Below are 21,553 nucleotides of genomic sequence, written 5' to 3'. Positions count from 1 at the left end.
AGAAAATCGTCCATGACACGATCCAGGATCTCGACCAACTCGCGGACTTCCTAAACGAGCTTGAGAAGTTCAAGCCTTCTCAGGACAAAAAGCTGAATGAGCTCAAGAAACTTCTGAAGAACGATCCGGTCCTGAAGGATCAGAAGGTGATCATTTTCTCGGAGTTCGGGGAGACCGCCCGATATGTTGCCGCTCAACTTAAGGAGGCCGGTATTGAGGGTGTCGATCAGATCGATAGCGGCACCAAAGGCGATCGGTCACAAATCATCCAGCGGTTCGCTCCCTACTACAACGAGTCGACTTCTGCAGACCTTGCACAGCGAGGTGTGAGCGAAATCAGAGTGCTTATCTCGACAGATGTGCTTTCTGAAGGTCTCAACCTTCAGGATGCGACGCGTCTCATCAACTATGACCTGCACTGGAACCCCGTGCGCCTCATGCAACGGATAGGTCGCGTTGATCGTCGAATGAACCCGGAGATCGAAGAAAGAATACTCGCCAATCACCCGGAGCAGAAGAATCTGCGGGGAACGGTCGGCTACTGGAACTTCCTGCCGCCGGATGAACTCGATGAACTCCTTCGGCTATATAATCGCGTGTCCCACAAGACACTGCGGATCTCGAAGACACTCGGCATTGAGGGCAAAAAGTTGCTGCGCGAGGATGACGATTATGAAGACCTACGCAACTTCACAGAGCAGTATGAAGGCACCGCAAGCCCGGACGAACGGATGCACCTGGAGTGGCAGGACCTCCTCGCGGCCGACCCGGAACTAGAGGCACATCTGTCCAGCCTCCCTGACGCGGTGTTTTCCGGCAAACAGCACTCGAAGCGCGGAACCCGTGGCGTCTTTTTCTGCTACTCGCGGCCAGCGCATGATCGCGAAGCTTCGGAGAGGGACGGGCAAGACGTCTGGTCTGCCGAGGCTGGTGATGTGAAATGGTATCTCGCAGATCTCGAAGGTGATGCGATCTTGGAGGATGCCTCACGCATCATTGAGTTCGTGCGCTGCGAGCCCGAGACGCCCCGGCGCGTTCAGGTTGATCAAGAAAAGCTTTCGGAGCTGCGGAGGTCTATCGAGAAGCATATCGCCAAGACATATTTGCGAAAGGTCCAGGCCCCCGTCGGCGTGAAGCCGGTCCTGAAGGCGTGGATGGAATTGAATTGAGGTTATTGCCTGATGGGTAACGTAAGCGCCGCCGACCTAGACCGTGTATCCAGCTTCGAACAGCTTGTTGAACTCCTTCGCGACAAGCTCGAATGGCCGATTGGCGAGGACTACGGCTTCGACGACATAGTCTTCGAATACGAGGCCAGTGAGCTGGGTCTGAAGCCCAACGAGACGGCGAAAATCCGTGAAATCCATCAGCTGCGGCCGCTGGCGACGAACCAGCCTTGGGGCATCTTCTTCATCTCGATGGAAGACAAGGCGATCCCGGTCACCGTCCTGCGGCGCATCTTGAAAGCTCTTGTGGTGAAGAAGCGGTCGGGTGCACAAACTGCGGATCGGCGCGCCTGGGACAAGAGCGACCTAATCTTCGCGGCCAGCTTCGGCAGGTCAGGCGCGCGCGAACTTGCCTTCATCCACTTCTCGGATGGCAGGACTGCGGGCGATCTGCCGGTCATGAAGGTGCTGGGTTGGAACGCTCAGGATACCGTCCTGAAGCACGATTACGTCGCCACGACACTTGGCGACAAGCTCGCCTGGCCGGATGACCCCGAGGAGACGGAAGCTTGGCGAAAGACCTGGGCATCGGCGTTCGAGCTTCGCCTTAACCAGGTGATCAAGACCTCGAAGGAACTCGCCATTCGATTGGCTGACCTCGCCTCGGACATCCGGGCGCGGGTCAACCAGCTGCTCGAAGCCGAGGACGACACAGGCCCCATGCGCACCATGCACGCGGCCTTCCGCAAGAACCTCATCCACGATCTGGACGACGATGGCTTCGCCGACATGTTCGCCCAGACCATCGCCTACGGGATGCTGGCCGCGCGGATCTCGCGACCCGCAGGTATCATCGCCGATAACCTCGCCGACATGGTGCCGAAGACGAACCCGTTCCTAAAGGAGCTGTTCGGCAACTTCCTCAAGATCGGTGGGCGTGACAAGCGGATGGGCCTCGATTTCGACGAACTCGGCATCCGCGATGTCGTCGACCTGCTGAACGATGCCGACATGGAGGCCGTGCTGCGCGATTTCGGCGACCGAAATCCCAAGGAAGACCCGGTCATCCACTTCTACGAGTTGTTCCTGAAGGAATACGACCCACAGAAGCGGATGCAGCGCGGTGTCTTCTACACACCGCGCCCGGTGGTGAATTTCATCGTCCGAGGGGTCGACGAAATCCTGCGGACGGAGTTCGGGCTGCCTCTGGGCCTGGCCGATACCAGCACCTGGGCTGAGGTGGCGGCGCGCAACGATCGGATAACTATCCCCGCGCATGTGCAGCTCGACGCGCCCTTCGTCCAGATCCTCGACCCGGCCACCGGCACCGGCACCTTTCTCGTCGAGGTGATCGACCTGATCCACCAGCGGATGGAGGAGCACTGGAAGGCGCAGGGCAAGTCGGCCGCCGATATCAATGCCGCCTGGAACGACTACGTCCCGAACCACCTGTTGCCGCGCCTGACGGCGTTTGAGCTGATGATGGCTCCCTACACCATCGCGCACATGAAGGTCGGGCTGAAGCTGACGGAGACAGGTTACACCTTTGAATCGGATGAGCGAGCTCGCATCTTTCTGACCAATGCGTTGGAACCGGCACGCGATCTGGATATGGAGTTCATCTTCATGTCCGAGGCGCTGGCGCATGAGGCACAAACTGCAAACGATGCGAAGGCAAGCACCTCGTTCACGGTGGTGATTGGAAATCCACCTTATTCAGTTAAGTCGTTTAACATGGGCGAGTGGATTACAAATCTCTGCGAACCCTATAAGGAGAATGTGCGCAAAGAAGAGAGTCAAATCCAGTCGCTGTCAAACGACTATATTAAGTTTCTGAGGATTGGTCATTCTTCCATAGAAAAGTCCGGTAGTGGTCTGCTCGGGATGATTACAGGTCATGGTTACATGCTTGGTTCACAGGCTCGCGATCTCAGGCGTGCGCTGCTCGATACGTTCCAGGACATACTAGCAATTAATCTGAACGGTAGCGTTCGCCGAAATGATGTCGACGGAGTAGATGAGCCAGTATTTGAGATTATGACTGGCGTAGGCATAGGGCTTTTTTCAACGACCTCGGGAACGCAACCATCTGTAGCACGATACTTGAGCAAGGAGGGAAGTTTCGATCAAAAGATGGATTGGCTTCTTGCCGAGAGCCCAAGATCTCTTGATATTGAATGTGTTGCTCCAACACCTGAAAACTTCTTTTTCTGGCAGCTTGGCGGCTTAGAGGGTGAATATAAGAAGTATTCTGATCTACCCGTGTTCTTCGGTACCGGAAACCGAGCCTCAGACAAAGAAACCTACTGGTCTACTGGCTTCGCGTCTCAGCAAGATGATTTTGCAATAGCGTTCTCCAAAGCCGAACTCGACACCCGGATGGAGAATCTTGCACAATCACATTCACGAGCGGACATTTCCTCAATGTACAAGATGTGTTCCACGAACCAGTGGAACTATGATCGCGCAGTCCAATACGCTACGAGTGAAGACTGGGAGCAAGACCTTAATGAGATAGCCTATCGTCCGTTCGACTCTCGAATAACGTTGATGAATTCCAGCGTTGTTACAATTCTGAAGGACACTGTTCAAAGAAATTTGGATATAGACAACTGTGCGCTTCTAGTATCGCGTATTTCAAACGACCTCAATTTTGCGCATGCTTTTGTGAGCGATACCAGAACCGACAAGATTTTCTTGTCATCAAAGACTTCGACCAACACCTACGTCGTTCCTCTTTGGCTGGCACCGACGAAAGGCGACCCAGAACGGCGGCCAAATATTGCTCGATCTGGGGCAACAACGTTCGGCAAGCACTTAGGCCTGAGATATGAAGACGGGATCCCGCGCGGTGAACAGCAAAGCTTCGGTCCCGACTTCCAGCGCCCGAAGGCCGAACAACTTGGGCTCCTCGATACACAGTGGGACGGGCGTGGCGATCTCGCCAAGACCTTCGGCCCCCGCGATCTGTTCGACTATATCTATGCCGTCCTTCACAGCCCCGGCTATCGCATCCGCTACGCCGAGTTCCTGAAGTCCGATTTCCCCCGCATCCCGACGCCGAAGGACCGCGCCATCTTCGCGGATCTTGTGCCACTCGGCCGCGATCTCGTCGCCCTGCACCTCCTGCGCCCCGACGAGGCCCCGATCCTCGAAAAGCCCGTAGTCCGCTTTGCCGGGTCCGGCGAGGCGCGGGTCGAGAAGGGCTATCCGAAATTCGAGAACGGCAAGGTGATGATCAATGACACCCGCTGGTTCGAGGACGTGCCGAAAGCCACGTGGGAGTTCCACGTTGGCGGCTACCAAGTGTGCCAGAAATGGCTGAAGGACCGCGCTGGAAAAGGCGGCAAGAACCCTCACCCCGGCCGCGTCCTGACCGACGAGGACATCCTGCACTATCGCCGCGTCGTTGTCGCTCTGACCGAGACCCGCTGCCTGATGGCCGAGATCGACAAGGTGATCGAGAAACACGGCGGCTGGCCGGGCGCGTTCCATCAACCGTCTCCGCCTCCGCCCTCGGTGGAAGAGATCATCGGCGCCGATGAGAGCAGGGAGCTCGAATTCAAAAGCACGTTCCAATGGGACATGCGGGAAGGAAAGCAAAACAAGGCCCTTCAAAAGCAGGTCCTGAAGACCCTCGCGGCCTTCATGAACTCGGACGGTGGTACGCTCGTAATCGGCGTGACGGACGAAAAGGAGATCATCGGGCTAGAGTACGACCTGAAGCTTATCCAGAACAGTCTTGATGCGTTCGAGAACAGGCTCCTGAGCGTGTTTTCCTCGGCCATCGGCGCGCCATACTCGTTGCACTGCAAGATGCGGTTCGCCGATGCAAAGGACGGAAAGAAGGTCTGCGTGATCGATGTCGTCGCGGCAAAGGAGCCGGTCTTCGTCGATTTCCAGGGACAGCACGAGTTTTTCATTCGCCGCGGCAACGCCACCGTCAGCCTCAATGCAAGCGAACAGCACACATATACGCGCCAGAGGTTTGCAAATTGAGTTGGAGTTTCACTGCGAACGTCTGCGACCAGCTTGACGTACCACGGAGGCAGAAGGACTCACGGACGCGAGGGATCTCTGTCGACCGACCCTTACCTCCAAGGTTGCTTTGCGCGTGAAGGGATTGTCGCCAAAACTCTTAGCATCGATGACCCTGTCGGCTGATGCAGTCGTGGACCAGGTGCTGCTACACGGCTCAACCGGGATGCGTGCGCCGCCGCGTACCGAAGTCGGCTTCGTCGCCGCAATCACTCTGGGAGGTGTGCGCGGCATATGGGCTGCATGGGAACCCTTACTCAAACCCCATGGGTACTCTCTGAAGATGCACGGCGTCTTTTGCCACGCTGCACCGGTGGTTGAGTTTGTCGGCCCCAGCGGTACGAAGCCAGGATGTGAACTCGCAGACTTGCTGGTCGTCGTAGATCATATTGATCCAGTCGGGCAGGTGCAGCGACGAGCTAGCCTGATACAAGCAAAAATGGCGTCGAAAGCTAAACGCGTCTCGCTGACTGGGCCTTCGAGCAAAAAACAGCTTCATATATTTCAGCATTGGCCGAGCTTTAGATTTCGCGATCCTGTTTATGGAACCAGTACCTATTCCCTGACAGGTGTCGGGGCTGGGGAGTCGGGTACTTTCGGAGTGATAGATCGACACTTCAAGAAATCGCGCAAGCAACCTCCCCGATGGACTCAGCATAGTGCCAGACCGACTCCGCGCCGAATAACGACGGAGCCCACTCTTGGCGGTTTTATCGCTCAGATGTTAGGCGGCAGTACTCGGAGTTTCGGGCGAGTTGCATCTTCGGGTGGGACTGATGATTGGAGCCGGGTGGTTGATTTACTGCTGAATGTGACATTCAGAAAAGCATTCAGACACGCACCGACGACGGGTGCCCTCCATTCGCCCCGGGGCGTTACAGCAATGGCCTATCTAAAGGGGCCGATAGGGGGGCAGGGCCGCAGTCGTAAACCGTCGGGAGTCGACTGGAGGCCGCCTTTTGACGGTTTCCAGACGGTCGAGGACGACAATCCAGGCGGCATGAGTGTTCTAAGAATAGAGGTTTCGCGGGATATGGACGTCTGATGTGCTCCTCTCACGTATTCTATATACCCATGGGGAATGGAGGGGGGGGATTTCCCCCCCTCTCTCTGTGTTTGTCGTGTAGTCATCTAGAAGTCCCATGCGTCCTCGTGATCGATGACCTCCGATTGGTATCCGTACTCGATAGACGAACCCACCACGTCTTCGAGACCCTCCTGAAGCAGGTACTCCGCGTCCATTGGACAAGGTAGCGGCTCAAGAAGTCGGGGAGCGTCTCCTGCAATGGATACATCGAGCCAGGGCGCGTGAGGGCCAAGGAACTTCCTCAAGGTCTCTTGAAGAAGCCGCAGGACCTCCACCTCGTCCGACTGTTTCACCATAAGACTGTCGTGGATTGGGAAGGCAGGGATGCTACGAAGCCGACAGCGATCAAGGACCGCTAGTAAGACTTCCGCTTCGATAAACTGGAGCGGAAGAGTTAGGCTGGGTGAACCGTAGAGGAAGGGCATCACTTTGAAGATGTCCGGAAGTAAGTCCTCTATCCTCGTTTCTGCGAGACCGTACTTCTCCCTGAATGGGATGCCATCGTCTTGTCGCGGGAACCTTTTGGGACATCCCCCTTCGGCGTGTATGACGCATTGCACGACCGTCTTTGCGGCTTTCCTGAGGAGCGGAGTGTCCACCCAGCGGATAGCGGCATAGGGATCTTGGGGCAGTCTGGTGGGGTGTTGGTAGAGCGCGGCAAGGAAGGCCACATGGGATGCCTTTAAGTCGATCTCGCAGACCGGTTCGCCGTCGATAGTACATTGCAAACGATCCTCCTCGGGCAAGTTCTGGTAGTCGGCATAGAGGCGTCCACCGCCCCTGAGGTTTCCTGTGAAGATGCGCCTTAGCGTCGTATCCAAGGGCTTTCCGTTCCTGTCCACAAGGGGATGGCAGGACAGGTGGCCGTTGAGTTGGATGACCGTCTTCTGGTGCCGTCGTACCTCGTGAGATGGGAAGCGGTGAAGGGGAAGACGCTTCTTCCTGAAGGATCCGTGGTAGTCCCGCCTGGGTTCCCGAACCTCAATCAGATGAGGTCTCACTCTTTTGAAGCTAAGCAGGCCCCACAATCCCAGCAGACGATTCCTAAAGGTCTCCGAACACTGGTATACGGCGCAGTGGCCCTTGCGAGGTCTGACCACCTGCAGGATGCAAGCGCCGTCTATAAGAGCTCTGGTGACGGTTCGGGCTGCCTCGTACCCACATGGGGTACCGGTCCAGCGGTGGCGGTCCATCAGGATACCAAACCGCTCCACTTTTTCTGCTGTACGAAGGAACGATGCCATGAAGCAGATGTGCTTCTCGACCTTCTCGGCGGCTCTCGTGGTCGCCCTGGAGGCTGGACTTTTTGCGGCCAGAGGGAGTTTGGCGTCTCCCAGGACGCCTATCTCCTGAAGGAGACGGAAGATGATCTGACGGGTCATCTCGTCCGCCGCTGTGTGCTCACCATTGACGAAGAGCTGGGCCTTGGTTTTGCGGACAGTCTGATGGGTCCCACGCGATTGCGCAGGACACGGCATGATGTCGAACATGAGGGTGCCTCCTATCGTGAAGACCCCGCGCCTGACCGTTCGGGACAAAAGGGTCGCAAACCGATCACTCTGGGGGAGGTACGCACAGGAAATCGGTCACCACGTTCGGAGCTCGAGCCGTCGTCAAAAAAACAGGGGCGCTCGTCTGGCGAAGGGTTTCCGAGAGAACTTCTTCAGCGCTCACACGAAGCCAAAAAGTTGCCGACGATCCGCGACGAGATTTTCCCGCCCACAAGCGCTCAGTTTCCCCCGTGGGGGGCTAGGGCTCTTGATGGGGGTACGCCCCCGGGCATCACACCGGGATCGAGCGCCCCTTTTTTGTGCGTAACTCCCCAAAGAACCGCTTGGGCAGATCGCATTCGCAAATGGAGGCACCGAACACGATGGCTGAACGAGTCTACGTAGACACAATTCGTCAGGACGCGTCTGACAACCTGGGCACGGTCACGCTTGAGTTCTACCACAGTGACCAAGAGACCCTCGCCGTGCGAACAATCAACAAACAGGGAACGACGGTCCAGGACGTGGAACTAGACTTCGAGAGCGCGCTCGAGTTCGTCCTCGACCTAGGCCTCGATTTAACGAGTGCGTTCGAGGCAAGCGCATCGGTGGAACGCTGAACACACACCTAGCCCCCGGTGTAACGAACCGGGGGCGAAAAGAAGCCGTAGGACAGACCGTAGGACACGACGCGCCTGTTGACGGTCGACGGGCCCCTCGGATACCCCTGTGTTTGCTGAGGCAGTCAACGGCGAAGGTGCCTGTAACGGGAACTGAACTACAGCCCCCGGGCACCACTCCCTTCGCCAACCCATTGATATCCCTCAGTTTACTGTGGAAGCTGCGCGGGCGTAGGACATGGCGAGTATCTAAAGCCGCCTGGTCAACCTGTGGAAGGCTCTTTTCCCTCTTGCTGGGGGACGATCAAGTCCTCGGACACACCGATTTCTTCCAGTTTCTTTCTTACTTCAATCTGCGCTGCTTGAGTTGACACGGCAAGTTCGCGGGCAGCAGATAGATCCTCTTGATCCTGATCATCCCCATTGGCGATCTTGCGCAGATGGCTCAACGCTTTGTCGTAGAAATACTGCGTCCAATAGTATTCGTAGCCATAGCCGTGGTCGCGGAACCCCTCTGCACTTGGGGGGACGAGTTCAATCACCATTTTGGGGACGCGATCCTGCTTCATTAACTTGGACGGATCCATCCCGATGCTCATCAGTTTCATGAACGTCACGGCTTGGAAGACTATGTTTTCGTAGGCTTCAATGTGCGCTCTGGCAGCATCACTCAAGTACAGCGTCCCGAGAACCCGATCCTCTTTCTTGAGGTCTTCGAGGATGTCATCGACCTTCATGCTGGTAATCAGAGTGTCAAAGAAGCGCTTCAAGTTGGGGTCGTCCCTCCGGGCTATGACTTCCTCGATCTTCAATGACTTCATCGCTTCTGGAGCCATCAACAGTCGAGCGACCTCGTTGCAGCGGCGCAGTGCAAGTTCGGCAGCCTCCATTCTTTTCGCGGCGACCGCAGCACTTCTCTCCCTCTTCAGAGGCGCCACGAAGTCTTGGATCTTTTCGATCTCACGCTCCTTGGCATTTAGATCCGCCTCGATCCTCCGCTCATTTGCCCGGATCTCAGCCTTCGCTTCCTCCAGCTGCTTCGCGAACTTGAAGTTCACGGACGACGAAATACGAGCGAGAAGTGCGTCGCGAAATAGGTACGCAATAAATCCAAGGACCGCGGCGCTTCCGAAAGAGCTCGCCAGCCAGTCAATCCAGACTTGATCGATCATTATTTTGGTGCTTCCTCGCTTTTTCCTTAAATGGCTGGATCCTGAGTACGCCAAAGAGTGCACGTACCCATTCATATCTTGTGCGAAGGCGGCATGTCTGCGATTCTGCTCATCCAACGAGCCAGAACCTCCAGTGGATATCCGTTGCCGTACGCGTGGCCGACGCCTTCGGTCTGCCATCCTCCAAGTTCATCCACGATATCCGAGGGACATTCTACTGCTCTGAGACGGTCTCTCATTGAATGCCGAAAGCTGTGCATGGTGCACCGCTCGGGTACAAATGGCCGCATCCACTTGTTCAAGGATGCGCTTGCTGCGTTGGCATTCGTATTATCGCTTCGGTTGTACCGAGCGAACGCAAACGGTCCATCGCACTCCTGTTCCAGTATCCGTCCGGCGGCCCACATCGACACCCCAACGAGCGGCACCTTTCTCGCACTTGTGGAGGTCTTCAAGCGACGCCAAGGATGCTCTCTGACTACTACATGCGGAATGTCCACAGCGAGAATGATGTCCTCGCGAAGAAGGCCCACTGCTTCCGCAAGACGTAGACCGGTGTCCGAGACGAGCCCAACGAGCCAGCGAAGGTCGTCATCGATCTTCATACACTCTCGCTGCACGGTCCTCACTGCCTCCAGCGGCAAGGGAGCTCGTTCTTGTACACCAGACCGGCGGTCGTAGTAGACCCCAGCGAACGGGTTGGTGATGCTCATGCCAACCTCACTCGCAGCGAAGTTGAAAACAGATCTGACTGTCCCAAAGATCCTGGTGATGCTGCTACCAGTCAGCTTCCGAGCAACCAGCGCGTCCCGGAAGCGCGTTGCATCTGCTTTGGAGTAAGCGATCAGGTCTTTGTCTCCACAGACGTCAATGACATACCCACATGCCCGCTCAGCCGCACGGCGAAAGGTGTCTGGTCGGTTCTGCCCCTTGAGCCTCAGATAGATAGCCACAGCTTCTGAAAGGGACACGCTCGGGCGTTCGCTGGGAGCGGGCGGAGCGCACGCATGAGTGTTGATCGCGCTCTGCTGCATCCTGAGCAAGTGCTTGCCTGGGAGCTCGCTGTCCTTGAGCCGCAGGTGATACCAATACTCGTCAAGCTGCTGCGCAGCCCTTGTCGCCCTTGAGGCTGCTATCGAAGCAGAACGCGTTCTCAGTGAATACGCGATCTTGGGGGACGAGTAGTGCTTTCGGAGGTCTTTCGGGACCCGTCGCTCGAAGTAGTAGATGCCATCCTTGATGTACGAAAAGGCTACCGAAATGTCCTTCGCCATGTCCTACGCCCGCGCAGCTTCCACAGTAAACTGAGGGATATCAATGGGTTGGCGAAGGGCGTGGTGCCCGGGGGCGGACTCGAACCACCGACACGAGGATTTTCAATCCACTGCTCTACCCCTGAGCTACCCGGGCACGGGCGCATGGCGTTGATGCGGGGTGGCGGCGTTCTAGGCGCTGTCGCGCCGGCTGTCCAGAGGCTTCACGACAGATTATTGACCGCCGCTCATCCCGCCCTCTTCGGGGTCGTCCGCATCGTCGCTGGCGGGCGATCCGGGCAGGGCATACCGGCCGGAGAGCCAGCGGTAGAGGTCGATATCGGCGCAGCGCCTCGAGCAGAAGGGCCGGGCGGCGGGGTCCGTCGGTTTCTTGCAGATCGGGCAGGTCACGGGCGAGCCAGGGGCGGCCGCGCGCGTTGGCGTTGAAGCTCGACATGACCGAGCGGGGTCCAGCCCACGAGTGCGGTGTCGACCGGGTCGCGGCGGAATGCGGCGCGCAGCGCGGCGTCGAGCTTCGGCCGATCCTTTCGCGGCATCGGCGCTGGGTCGATGACGATCTGCCCGCCGAGACCCCGAAGCCGAAGCGCCCGCGGCAACGCCTTCGCGGCGGCGAGGTTCGCCTTGAGCCCGGCGGCGGCGGACGCGTCCGCGCCCGTGTCGACATCGACGGCGACCAGCGCGCGCGTCGCCTCCACGGTCATGCGCGCCCCGCCGGGAAGGGCGGTGTCCGGCGCCGCGAGCGCGTCGATGGCGTCGAGCACGCCGGTCTCGGCGAAGCTGTCGGGCCCACGCTCCACCTGCGCCGGCTCGGTCCATTCGCGCCAGGCAAGCGCGTGGGGTCCGTCGCCCTCCACGAGCGTCTCGGGGGCAGGCCCGGTATCGGCCAGGATCTTGCGCGCCAGATCCGTGACCGCGCGGATATCGGCGGCGATCGCGTCGTCCTCCGCCTCCGCGCAGGACGAGCGCAGGACGAGACCGAGCGACGCCCCGGCCTCGCCCGCGTCCGGCAGGAAAGTGCTTTCGGCAAGCCCGATCAGCGCGCCGCGGCGTGTTTCGTCACGAATGCGGCGGCTGACATTCACGCCGGGCACATCGGGCGTCGCGATGGCGTAACGGCTTTTGAGCATGACGCGCGTGGTGACTGGAAACGCCTTGCCCGGCTCGGCATGGCCGCTGACCTGGACGATGAGCGGCTTGCCCGGCGCGACGCCCTTCGCCTGGCGCAGGAAGGCCATGCCGTCCGGCGTGCGCACGAACATCCCGCCAAGCCCCTTGAGCGGCCGGTCGGGCAGGGCGCGGTAGATCGTCCCCGGGCTGGGCGTGTCGCCGTCGACGAAGAGATCCTCGAGCACCCCGTCCACCAGAAGCGCGGCCGCCTCGCGGCCCCGCCACGCCCCGAGCGCCACGATACGCCCCTTCACGGCGTGCGCCATAGCGGCCATCCCGCCGCCTGCAGAAGCCCCGCCGTCTCGGAGAGCGGCAGGCCCACGACGCCCGAGTAGGAGCCCCGGATCCAGGGGATGAACGCCTCGGCCATGCCCTGGATGCCGTAGCCGCCCGCCTTGCCGTGCCAGTCGCCGCTGGCGAGATAGGCGGCGATTTCCGCCGCGCCCAGTCGCTTCATCTTGACCGTCGTCGTCACCGCGCGCTCCCAGACGCGTTCGCCGCGCCGGACCGCCACGGCGGTCACGACCTTGTGCCGCCGACCCGAGAGAAGCTCGAGAAAGGCCCGCGCCTCGGCCTCGTCGGCGGGCTTGCCGAGGATGCGTCGGCCGACGGCCACGGTCGTATCGGCGCACAGCACCAGATCGGTTTCGCCCGCGGGCACCGCTTGCGCCTTGCGGGCGGCGATCCTGACGCAGTAGCCGCGCGGCAGCTCGCCGGGCAAGGGCGTTTCGTCGATCTCGGGGGGGTGTATGTCGTCGGGCGTCACGCCGAGCCGGGCAAGCAGTTCACGCCGACGGGGGCTGGCGGAGCCCAGAATCAGCCGCAACCGCTTACTTGAAGCGATAGTTGATCCGACCCTTGGTCAGATCGTAGGGGGTCATCTCGACCTGGACCCGGTCGCCCGCGAGGACGCGGATACGGTTCTTCCGCATCTTTCCTGCCGTGTGCGCGATGATCTCATGGCCGTTTTCAAGCTCGACCCTGAATGTCGCGTTCGGCAGGAGCTCCTTCACGACACCGGGAAATTCGAGCGTATCTTCCTTGGCCATGATCTCTCCTGTAACTTCGTCCCGCCCTGTCGCGGAACGCGCTAGTAAATGAGGGCTTTCGGAGGGATTTTCAAGACACCATTCAGCGCAGCGCGCAGGTCGTGACCGCGCCGATGCGCGGGGCCTGCTCGTCCCAGTGAGTGGCGTTGAGCACCACCCCGTCGGCGCGCACCTGCGCGATCCGGTCGCGGTCGATCTCGGCGAAGGTCCAGCCGGGCGCATCGACCGCGCCGGCGGCAAGCACGCCGGTGGCGGGGAATCCGGTGTCCGGCGGGCCGAAAACACCGCCCGCGCCCGCGTTGGTGTCCACGGCCGGCGACCAGCGCGCATCGCCCACGGTCGAGGACATCACGCTCACGCACTGCCCTTCGAGGGCGCGCGCCATGGCACCGATGCGCACGCGCCAGTAGCCGGCCAGCCTCTCGGTGCAGGACGGGACCAGCAGGATTTCCGCGCCGGCCTCGACGAGGGCCCGCGCGAGCAGCGGATATTCCGCGTCATAGCAGATCAGGATGCCGATGCGGCCCAGCGCCGTTTCGAAAAGCTTGAGCGAGCCGCCCGGGACCACGTCCCACTCCTCGCGTTCGAAGCGGGTCATGATCTGCTTGTCCTGATGGCCCTGCGCGCCCGAGGGCGCGAAGAGGCAGGCGCGGTTCACCGGCCGCGCGCCGAGCGCGGGATCGAAGACCGGCGCGGACGCCGCGAGGATGTGCACCCCATGGGCGCGGGCAAGCCCCGCGTGCAGGGCGACGGCCTCTTCCATGCGCTCGGAGACGGCGTGAAGCGAGCGTTCCAGATCTCCGGCGGCCGCCTCGCCCGCAAGGGTCGCGAGTTCCATGGCGCCATATTCGGGAAACACCAGAAGTTCGGCCCCTTGCCCCGCGGCCTCGGCGACCCAGGCGACGATCTTGTCCTCGTACTGCGCCCAGTTTTGCAGCCAGTCCATCGGATAGGCGGCGGTGGCGACTTTCATGTCCGATCTCCCTTGACTGTACCGCGGCAGGAAATCGCTTCGAAGCGATTTCCGCAAGCGGGTTCGGGCCCGGGCCGGCCCCCGGCCCACCCGTCGGGCGCGGCCCGAGAGAGCAGGGCGCCCGCGCCGCCCGGGGGCGGCGCGAAAGACCGTTCGAACGGTCTTTCGCTGCCTCAGAGCTCGCGCATCCAGAACTGGAGTGGTTTTTCCGTCTCTTCCGGCTGGTCTGTGTCCTTCCAGCTGAAATGCGCCACGACGCCGGGAAGCGCCGCGTAGCCGCGTTTGCGCCAGAACGGGTCGAGGGGCGCGTGATCGGCAGGGCGCAGCGGATGGTCGGCGGGGCGCAGCACGCCACAGAAACAGACTTTCGCATAGCCGAGGCGTCGCGCGTGCGCCTCGCGCAGATCGAAGAAGCGATGCCCGACGCCCTGCCCGCGATGGGCCGGAAGAAGCACCGATTCGGCGCAGTAGAAGAGGCTGGACAGATCGAGTCCGGTGCCCTCGAAGGCGGCGGCGAAATCATCGGCGTGGTCGGTCATCGGCGTGCCCGTCGCCGCGCCGACCAGCCGATCGCCGTCGAAGGCGCCCACGAGAACCGCGCGCTCGCTCTCCCGGTAGACCTCCAGATAGCGGCGCTCGTAGTCGAAATCCCCGTCGTAGAGATAGGGAAAGGCGCGAAACACCTCGATCCTCAGCCGCGCCACGTCGTCGAGCGCCCGCTCCAGCGCCTCGCCCGTCAGGGTCTCGACCCGCATCACGAGACCTGCCGGATCCAGTCGGCGAGGTTGTAGTAGGTCACGATGCGCGTGATCTTCCCGTCGCGGAGCGAGAAGAACGATCCCGCCGGCAGGCGATAGGTCTGCCCGCTGGCTTCCGGCAGCCCCTCGTCCGTGGCCAGGTAGGTGCCGTTCACCATGTATTCCGCGGCCGCCCGCGCGCCGCCCTCGGCCTCGAACACCACCAAGTCGGTCAGGGTTTCCCTGTAGCAATGGCCCATATGGGCGCAGAACTCGCCGAAGGCGGTCTTGCCGACGCGCACGCGCCCCTCGTTCACGTGATGCTCCACGTCGGTATCCAGGCAGTCGAGCATGCCCTGCACGTCGTCCGCGTTGAACGCGTCGAAATAGCGCCTCACGGTTTCGCTTGCCGTTGTCATTCGTCCTCCTGTGGCTGTCCCCATGTCTCGATGAGCTTGGCCGCGATCTGGTCGCGGGTCTTGCGGTAGGCGGCGAGCTTGGCCTCGCGCGTCTCGCCCAGACCGGTCGGATCCATGATCGGCCAGTATTCCACGTCGATATGGAAGAACCGTGTGAGGTCGAGCGCCCGGTGGCGGCTTGCCGGCGAGAGCGCGATGACGAGATCGAAGGCCGACAGGTCATCGCCCCATTGCTGCATCTCGTCGAAGCTGCGCACCCGGTGGCGGGCGAGTTCGACCCCGATCTCAGCGCATACGGCGATGGCGAACCCGTCGATGTCGAGATCCGACAGCACGCCGGCGGACTGCACGTAGGTCTCGAAGCCGTAGAACTTCTTCATGATGCCTTCCGCCATGGGCGAGCGGACGGCGTTGTGATCGCAGCAGAAGAGGACCGACTGCGGAAGGTCCAGGGCCACCGTTCAGCCCCCGAAATGCAGCACGCAGATCAGCGTGAAGAGCCGCCGCGCCGTCGCCTCGTCGACGTCCGCCTTGCCCTCCAGCCGCTCCTGCAGGATGCGGGAGCCCTCGTTGTGGATGCCGCGCCGGGCCATGTCTATGGTCTCGATCTGGCCGGGCGGCAGCGTCTTGACCGCGTCGAAATAGCTTTCGCAGATCTGGAAGTAATCCTTCACCACCTGACGGAACGGGCTGAGCGACAGGTGGAATTCCGCCGCGTCGCTCCCGTCCTCGGTGTCGATGTCGAAGACGAGCCGCTTGTCGCGGATCGCCAGCCTGACCCGGTAGGGGCCCTCGGGCACGGCGCGTTCCTCCCGCGCCGGCAACGCGAAGCGGTTTTCCTCGAGCAGGTCGAAGATCGCCACCCGCCGCTCCTGTTCCACCTCCGGCGTGGGCGGGGGCAGGTTGCTGTCGTCGATCTCGATATGGCTTATGCGGGACATGGGATGATGCAGTTGAACAGCGGCTTTCGCGCCCTGACTAGCCCGCCCGTGCGCCGTGCACAATCCGCCCGCTCATGCGGTGTGGCGGAACACGCTCGTCTGGGACCTCTGCTCGGCGCCGGCCGGCGTGACGTGGGTGAGGCGCGCCGTGGCGAGCAGCCGGAAGCGGCGCGGGGCCAGCGCATCGAGCTCGGCGGCCAGATCCTCGGGCGCATAGCGCTGCACGGGCAGTCCCGAACATCTGTCTGGCCCGTCGTCGGCGAAGGTCGACAGGATAGCTGTGCCGCCGTCCCGCAGCGCCTTCTGCATCGTGTCGATGTAGGCCGCGCGATCGGCGGCCTCGACGAGAAAGTGGAACGCGGCCCGGTCATGCCAGACGGCATAGTCGCCGCGGTCCGGACTCCAGCCCGTCACGTCGGCCGTCACGAAGCGCACCCCGGGCACGTCCTCTCCGAGCCGCGCGCGCGCCTGCGCCACGGCCGCTTTCGAAAGATCGAGCAGCGTCACGGGTCCGAGCCCCCGCGCGATCAGCAGGTCTACCAGCCGCGACCGGCCCGCGCCGACGTCGATGATCGGATCGCCCGGCGCGGCATGGGCCGCCACGCGTGCGGCGAGCCGCTCCGGCGCCGACTCGAACCAGCTCACCTCCGCCTCGTCGCGCCCCTCGTAGACCTCGTTCCAATGCGTTTCATCACTGCCCATGCGGTCACTCGTTCAGCTTCGCCAGGCGCGCGGCCACGGACAGCCCGTGCGCCTCGAGGCTTTCGGCCCGGGCGAGGCGCTCGGCCGCGGGCCCGATCGCGCGAAGCGCCTCGGGCGTCATGCGCGCCGTGGTGGTGCGCTTGAGGAAATCGAGCACGGAAAGACCCGAAGAGAACCGCGCCGACCGGGCGGTCGGCAGCACATGGTTGGGCCCGCCCACGTAATCGCCGATGGCTTCGGGGGTCCACTGCCCGAGAAAGACCGCCCCCGCATTGGTGATGCGCGCGGACAGCGCCTCGGGGTCGGCCACGCAAAGCTCCAAGTGTTCGGGCGCGATGCGGTCGGCGAGCCGGGCCGCCTCGGCGAGGTCGCGCACGGTGACGATCGCACCGAAGTCGCGCCAGCTCGCCCCGGCGATGGCGCGCCGCTCGAGCGTCTCGAGCCGCCTGTCCACCGCCGCGGCCACGGCCCGTCCGAACGCCGCGTCGGTGGTCACGAGAAGCGCCTGCGCGCTTTCGTCGTGTTCGGCCTGGCTCAACAGGTCGAGCGCGATCCAGTCGGGATCGTTGTCGCCGTCCGCGATCACCAGGATCTCGGACGGCCCGGCGATCATGTCGATCCCTACGCGGCCGAACACGCGCCGCTTGGCCGCCGCGACATAGGCGTTGCCGGGCCCGGTGATCTTGTCCACCGGGCGGATCGTCTCGGTGCCGTAGGCCAGCGCCGCGATGGCCTGCGCGCCGCCCACCCGGTAGATCTCGTCCACCCCCGCGATCCGCGCGGCCATCAGAACGAGGGGGTTCGCCTTGCCGTCGGGCGTCGGCACGGTGATGGCCAGCCGGCCCACACCGGCGGTCTTGGCGGGCACCGCGTTCATCAGCACCGACGAGGGGTAGGAGGCAAGCCCGCCGGGCACGTAAAGACCCGCCGCCGCCACGGGCCGCCAGCGCCAGCCGAGCGTCGCGCCCTCGGGATCGGTCCAGGAGGCATCTTCGGGCATCTGGCGGGCGTGATAGGCCCGGATCCGCTCGGCGGCGAGTTCGAGTGCCGCGCGCTCCTCGGGCGTGACGCGGGCGCACTCGGCCTCGATCTCCTCGGGCGTGAAGGCCAGGCGGTCGGGGGTGAGCTCCAGCCGGTCGAAGCGCGCGGTCAGTTCCACGAGCGCCGCGTCGCCGCGCGCGCGCACGTCGGCGATGATCGCGGCCACGGCCGCGTCCACATCGGCGCTGTCCTCGCGCTTGGCCTCGAGCAGCGCCGCGAAGGCGGCCTCGAAGTCGTGCTCGGCGGTATCGAGAAACTGGGGCATGCGTCGCCTTCCCTGCGTGTTGGGGCGGACATAGCCGCGTGCGCGCCGGCCCTCAAGTCCGGTCCCCGGACAAGCGCCGTTGACGGCCGTCAATGCGCGCCCCGGCGCCGCCGGGAACACTTGGCCGACGGGTCATCGGGCCCGGACAGGACAGGAAGGAGCACGTCAAATGAAAGCGAACCGCAACTTCGGCGCCGCCCTGGGGGCCGCGCTGGCGATCCTCGTGGCGCCCATGTCGCAGGCCGAAGAAGTCGGGGAGGCGGAATACGTCGCGGCCTGCGCCTCGTGCCACGGCGCGTCCGGCGAAGGCGATGGACCGCTTGCCGATCTCATGACCGTCGAGGTGCCTTCGCTTACCGGGCTTTCGGCGGCCAATGACGGGACCTTCCCGATGCTCGACGTCATCCAGGTGATCGACGGCCGCACGGGTGTGCGCGGACATGGCTATCCGATGCCGGTCTGGGGCTCGCGCTACAAGGCCGAGGCGATGGAGGCCGGCGAATACGCCGCCGAGATCGAGGTGCGCGGCCGGGTCCTCTCGCTCGCGATGTACATCCAGTCGATCCAGGAATGACGGGCCGTGCCGGGGCGGCTCAGTCGCCATGCTCCGGCGCCTTCCCCGAGGGCGCGCGGTAGGGGCGCGTCACGTCCCGAAGCCGGAGTTCCAGCGCCTCGACCTCGAGGCGGATGGCGCCGTCGCCCGCAAGCACGAGCGTCAGCGCGCCGGCCCCTTCCGGCCCGGGTTCGAACTCGAGCGCGAGCAGCGACAGCACCACGTCCGCGTCGCGCCGGTCGATGCCCTGGCTCGCCACCCCGAGCACGTTCTCGACCGCAAGGACCGATCGCGTCCGCTCATAGGGCCGCCCGCGCGCCTCGGCCGCGGCGCGGTCCTCCCAGCGGAACCGGTTCACCAGAAGCGAGAAGCGCCGGCGCCGCGGCTCCCACAGCATTTCCGTGGCCGGGAACACCGCGTCCTGCAGCAGCGCGGAGATCACCGGAACGTCCTCGGCGTCGAGCGCGCCCAGATTGAGCGGCGTCTCCCGTCCCTCCTCGAAGCGCGCGTCGCGGGTCATTGCGCCGGAACCCTCTCGATCTTCGCACCGACAGCCGAGAGCTTTTCCTCCACGCGCTCGTATCCGCGATCGAGGTGATAGACGCGGTTGACGGTCGTTTCCCCCTCCGCGGCCAGGCCCGCGAGGATCAGGGACACGCTGGCGCGCAGATCCGTGGCCATCACCGGCGCGCCCTTGAGCCTGTCGACGCCGGTGACGCGCGCGGTCCCGCCCTGCACGTCGATCCGCGCGCCCATCCGCATCAGTTCGGGCGCATGCATGAAGCGGTTCTCGAAGATCCGCTCCTCGAGAACGGAGGCACCGTCCGCCGTGCACAGAAGCGCCATCATCTGCGCCTGCAGGTCGGTCGGGAAGCCCGGAAACGGCTCGGTCGTCACGTCCACCGCCTTCACCCGGTCGCTCCGGCGCGACACCTTGAGGCCGTTCGCGGTCTCGGTCACGTCGATCCCGGCGGCGTCGAGCTTTTCGCAGAAGGCGCCGACGAGGTCGATCCGCCCGCCGAGGCACTCCACCTCGCCGCCGCAGATCGCGGGCGCGAGCATGTAGGTGCCCAGCTCGATGCGGTCGGTCACCACCCGGTGCGTCGCGCCGTGGAGCCGGTCCACGCCCTCGACCGTGATCTCGTCGGTGCCTTCGCCCTCGATCGCCGCCCCCATCGTCCGAAGGCACCGCGCGAGGTCCACGATCTCGGGCTCGCGCGCGGCGTTGCGGATCACCGTCGTGCCGCGGGCGAGCGTCGCGGCCATCAGCACGTTCTCCGTCGCGCCGACCGAGACGAAGGGAAACTCGACCGGGCCGCCCCTCAGCCCTCCGGCCGGCGCGCTGGCGTGCACGTAGCCGTCACGCAGATCCATCTCCGCGCCGAGCGCTTCGCGCGCGCGCAGGTGCAGATCGACGGGCCGCGCACCGCTCGCGCAGCCGCCCGGAAGCGAGACCTCGGCCTGACCCGCGCGCGCCAGCAGCGGCCCCAGCACCAGGATCGAGGCGCGCATCTTGCGCACGATGTCGTATTCGGCCCGGTGCCCCGTGAGCGCGTGGCTCGACAGCGCCAGGACCTGCCCGTCCTGGAGCGCGGACACCTCCGCCCCCAGCGACTGCAGCAGCGTCGTCATCGTGCGGATGTCGGAAAGCCGCGGCGCGTTCGTGAGCGTGAGCGGCTCCTCGCTCAGCAGCGTCGCGGGCATGAGGGCGAGGCAGGCGTTCTTCGCGCCCGCGATCGGGATCTGCCCGTGAAGCGGGCCATTGCCCGTGACGATGATGGAATCCATGCCTACTGCCCTCTCTCGCCGCCTGTGCCCCCGCCCGTTCCGGCGGTGTCGTTCTCGTTGCGCGCGGCATCGTCGCCGTCGTCGCGCGCGGCGTCTTCGCGGGCGCGGGCCTGCGCCTTCCGCCGGGCGATATTCGCCTTGAGGGCGGCCTTCAGCCGCTCTTCCCGCCCTTCGTTCGGCGGACCGGAGGCCCCTTGCCGCTTCGCGCCTTTCGTCATGGAAAACCTCTACAGGAGCCCGGGCGCAGCGTCCAGAATGCGCTTGCGCGACCGGGCGATAGCGTCTAATGACCCGCGCGTCGGGCTGCCGTAGCTCAGGGGTAGAGCACTCCCTTGGTAAGGGAGAGGTCGAGAGTTCAAATCTCTCCGGCAGCACCAGAAACCACCACAAAATTAATTGGATAAGCGGATGCTGCGGCGCAGGCTGCCCAGTTACCCCGGCGTTACCCTCGGGGTCAACGGCAAGACCGTTGCCGAGGACGCGCCCGAGGCAGACTTTGTCGGGATGCCCCGCCTGACCGTGCCGATGGTGTCGCGCATTCAGGGCTTCCCGGATGACAGGCACTTCACGGGCCGCAAGACCGCCGCCTACAGGCAGGTGGGCAACGCATTCCCGCCGCCCGTTGCGCGGGCAGTGGGCGAAAACGTGCGCGCAACCTCGGGCTGGCGGTCCCGGCAGGAGCTGAAGGCGTCCTTGCTCATGCCGAGGGCGCGGGCGATGGTCGAGACGTGGCAGCCGCGCCCGGCCAGCTCCTCCACGAGGGCGATGCCCAAGGGGGTCACGCGCCAGTGGCTCCGGCCCGTCTCCCCCGGCTCCGGCGGGACCAGCCGGGCGGGCAGGTTGTCGTCATTGCGGTCGGTCATGGGCGTCTCCCGCTTCGGCTTGTCGGTCCGCGCCTCGGGATTGCTGGCGAACGAGCGTCGTCGATCGTAAAGGCGGCCGATCCGGCGCTCGGTATCGCCCGTGCCGCGTCTTGGACGCTTCCGGATCCGTGTGTGCCGTGAACAGCACATACGCTCGACCGAGCGCCTCGAGCCACACGCGCAAGCGCCGGCTCGAACTCATCCGCGC

22 protein-coding genes, 2 tRNA genes and 1 pseudogene are annotated in these 21,553 nt (G+C 63.3%); 6 read left to right on the top strand and 19 right to left on the bottom strand.

Annotated features, from left to right (window positions below; translation table 11 throughout):
• Positions 1-1,169: C-terminal helicase domain-containing protein (locus AB6A65_RS08695; RefSeq protein WP_371037971.1), on the top strand; the 1,169-nt coding region annotated here is incomplete at its 5' end.
• 12 nt (positions 1,170-1,181) lie between these two features.
• Positions 1,182-5,165 carry a type ISP restriction/modification enzyme gene (locus AB6A65_RS08690; RefSeq protein WP_371037970.1) on the top strand — a complete coding sequence of 1,328 codons (3,984 nt, stop codon included), beginning with the start codon at positions 1,182-1,184 and terminating at the stop codon, positions 5,163-5,165.
• A 1,170-nt stretch (positions 5,166-6,335) separates the two neighbouring features.
• On the opposite strand, the gene AB6A65_RS08685 is transcribed toward AB6A65_RS08690, so the two are convergent.
• A complete protein-coding gene (locus tag AB6A65_RS08685) occupies positions 6,336-7,781 on the bottom strand; it encodes a hypothetical protein (RefSeq protein WP_371037969.1) in 1,446 nt (481 codons plus the stop codon).
• A gap of 383 nt (positions 7,782-8,164) precedes the next feature.
• On the opposite strand from AB6A65_RS08685, the gene AB6A65_RS08680 reads away from it, so the two are divergent.
• The gene (locus AB6A65_RS08680; RefSeq protein ID WP_371037968.1) at positions 8,165-8,401 is read left to right on the top strand and encodes a hypothetical protein; all 237 of its coding nucleotides are present in this window, start codon (positions 8,165-8,167) and stop codon (positions 8,399-8,401) included.
• Positions 8,402-8,664: 263 nt separating this feature from the next.
• Here the strand turns inward: AB6A65_RS08680 and AB6A65_RS08675 are convergent, their stop codons facing one another.
• The 14 genes from AB6A65_RS08675 to hisD form a co-directional block, all read right to left on the bottom strand.
• Positions 8,665-9,573, bottom strand: a complete 909-nt coding sequence (locus AB6A65_RS08675) for a hypothetical protein (protein WP_371037967.1) — start codon at positions 9,571-9,573, stop codon at positions 8,665-8,667.
• Positions 9,574-9,644: 71 nt separating this feature from the next.
• A complete protein-coding gene (locus AB6A65_RS08670; RefSeq protein ID WP_371037966.1) occupies positions 9,645-10,847 on the bottom strand; it encodes a DUF6538 domain-containing protein in 1,203 nt (400 codons plus the stop codon).
• A 61-nt stretch (positions 10,848-10,908) separates the two neighbouring features.
• Positions 10,909-10,983, bottom strand: a tRNA-Phe gene (locus AB6A65_RS08665).
• Between the two features lie 77 nt (positions 10,984-11,060).
• Positions 11,061-11,237, bottom strand: a complete 177-nt coding sequence (locus AB6A65_RS08660) for a DNA gyrase inhibitor YacG (RefSeq protein WP_371037965.1) — start codon at positions 11,235-11,237, stop codon at positions 11,061-11,063.
• The gene (locus AB6A65_RS08655) at positions 11,234-12,268 is read right to left on the bottom strand and encodes a ribonuclease E/G (RefSeq protein WP_371037982.1); all 1,035 of its coding nucleotides are present in this window, start codon (positions 12,266-12,268) and stop codon (positions 11,234-11,236) included. The genes AB6A65_RS08660 and AB6A65_RS08655 overlap by 4 nt, the downstream gene beginning before the upstream one ends.
• Complete coding sequence (locus AB6A65_RS08650) at positions 12,265-12,840, bottom strand: nucleoside triphosphate pyrophosphatase (RefSeq protein WP_371037964.1); 576 nt, start codon at positions 12,838-12,840, stop codon at positions 12,265-12,267. Before AB6A65_RS08650 ends, AB6A65_RS08655 begins: the two co-directional genes overlap by 4 nt.
• Positions 12,841-12,844: 4 nt before the next feature.
• Positions 12,845-13,063 carry a translation initiation factor IF-1 gene (infA, locus tag AB6A65_RS08645; RefSeq protein WP_005620785.1) on the bottom strand — a complete coding sequence of 73 codons (219 nt, stop codon included), beginning with the start codon at positions 13,061-13,063 and terminating at the stop codon, positions 12,845-12,847.
• Positions 13,064-13,145: 82 nt separating this feature from the next.
• Complete coding sequence (locus AB6A65_RS08640) at positions 13,146-14,036, bottom strand: carbon-nitrogen hydrolase family protein (protein WP_371037963.1); 891 nt, start codon at positions 14,034-14,036, stop codon at positions 13,146-13,148.
• A 173-nt stretch (positions 14,037-14,209) separates the two neighbouring features.
• Entirely contained in the window at positions 14,210-14,791 is a 582-nt protein-coding gene (locus AB6A65_RS08635; protein ID WP_371037962.1) for a GNAT family N-acetyltransferase, read from the bottom strand.
• The gene (locus AB6A65_RS08630) at positions 14,791-15,192 is read right to left on the bottom strand and encodes a ketosteroid isomerase-related protein (RefSeq protein WP_371037961.1); all 402 of its coding nucleotides are present in this window, start codon (positions 15,190-15,192) and stop codon (positions 14,791-14,793) included. Before AB6A65_RS08630 ends, AB6A65_RS08635 begins: the two co-directional genes overlap by 1 nt.
• Positions 15,189-15,650 carry a low molecular weight phosphatase family protein gene (locus AB6A65_RS08625; protein ID WP_371037960.1) on the bottom strand — a complete coding sequence of 154 codons (462 nt, stop codon included), beginning with the start codon at positions 15,648-15,650 and terminating at the stop codon, positions 15,189-15,191. The genes AB6A65_RS08630 and AB6A65_RS08625 overlap by 4 nt, the downstream gene beginning before the upstream one ends.
• Positions 15,651-15,653: 3 nt before the next feature.
• Positions 15,654-16,133, bottom strand: a complete 480-nt coding sequence (locus AB6A65_RS08620) for a UPF0262 family protein (protein ID WP_371037959.1) — start codon at positions 16,131-16,133, stop codon at positions 15,654-15,656.
• 72 nt (positions 16,134-16,205) lie between these two features.
• On the bottom strand, positions 16,206-16,835 hold the full coding sequence (locus AB6A65_RS08615) for a trans-aconitate 2-methyltransferase (RefSeq protein ID WP_371037958.1): 630 nt from the start codon (positions 16,833-16,835) through the stop codon (positions 16,206-16,208).
• A gap of 4 nt (positions 16,836-16,839) precedes the next feature.
• Positions 16,840-18,141, bottom strand: a complete 1,302-nt coding sequence (gene hisD / locus AB6A65_RS08610) for a histidinol dehydrogenase (protein WP_371037957.1) — start codon at positions 18,139-18,141, stop codon at positions 16,840-16,842.
• A 169-nt stretch (positions 18,142-18,310) separates the two neighbouring features.
• Between hisD and AB6A65_RS08605 the strand changes: the two genes are divergently transcribed.
• Positions 18,311-18,715 (top strand): cytochrome c, encoded by a 405-nt coding sequence (locus AB6A65_RS08605; protein ID WP_371037956.1) that lies wholly within the window; start codon positions 18,311-18,313, stop codon positions 18,713-18,715.
• Positions 18,716-18,734: 19 nt separating this feature from the next.
• Here the strand turns inward: AB6A65_RS08605 and AB6A65_RS08600 are convergent, their stop codons facing one another.
• The 3 genes from AB6A65_RS08600 to AB6A65_RS08590 are packed head-to-tail and all read right to left on the bottom strand — an operon-like array spanning position 18,735 to position 20,700.
• Positions 18,735-19,214 carry a DUF2948 family protein gene (locus AB6A65_RS08600; RefSeq protein WP_371037955.1) on the bottom strand — a complete coding sequence of 160 codons (480 nt, stop codon included), beginning with the start codon at positions 19,212-19,214 and terminating at the stop codon, positions 18,735-18,737.
• Positions 19,211-20,482, bottom strand: a complete 1,272-nt coding sequence (murA, locus tag AB6A65_RS08595; protein WP_371037954.1) for a UDP-N-acetylglucosamine 1-carboxyvinyltransferase — start codon at positions 20,480-20,482, stop codon at positions 19,211-19,213. The genes AB6A65_RS08600 and murA overlap by 4 nt, the downstream gene beginning before the upstream one ends.
• 2 nt (positions 20,483-20,484) lie before the next feature.
• A complete protein-coding gene (locus tag AB6A65_RS08590) occupies positions 20,485-20,700 on the bottom strand; it encodes a hypothetical protein (protein WP_371037953.1) in 216 nt (71 codons plus the stop codon).
• Positions 20,701-20,784: 84 nt separating this feature from the next.
• Between AB6A65_RS08590 and AB6A65_RS08585 the strand changes: the two genes are divergently transcribed.
• Together AB6A65_RS08585 and AB6A65_RS08580 are read left to right on the top strand one after the other, a co-directional pair.
• A tRNA-Thr gene (locus AB6A65_RS08585) sits at positions 20,785-20,859 on the top strand.
• Between the two features lie 31 nt (positions 20,860-20,890).
• A pseudogene (locus tag AB6A65_RS08580) lies at positions 20,891-21,070 on the top strand (hypothetical protein); the annotation flags it as partial.
• Here the strand turns inward: AB6A65_RS08580 and AB6A65_RS08575 are convergent.
• The gene (locus AB6A65_RS08575) at positions 21,070-21,345 is read right to left on the bottom strand and encodes a hypothetical protein (protein ID WP_371037983.1); all 276 of its coding nucleotides are present in this window, start codon (positions 21,343-21,345) and stop codon (positions 21,070-21,072) included. The pseudogene AB6A65_RS08580 and the gene AB6A65_RS08575 overlap by 1 nt on opposite strands.
• Positions 21,346-21,553 lie beyond the last annotated feature (208 nt).

Source organism: Rhodosalinus sp. FB01, from assembly GCF_041365715.1.
Taxonomy (GTDB): Bacteria; Pseudomonadota; Alphaproteobacteria; order Rhodobacterales; family Rhodobacteraceae; genus Rhodosalinus.
This window is presented reverse-complemented; position numbering and strand designations above follow the sequence as displayed.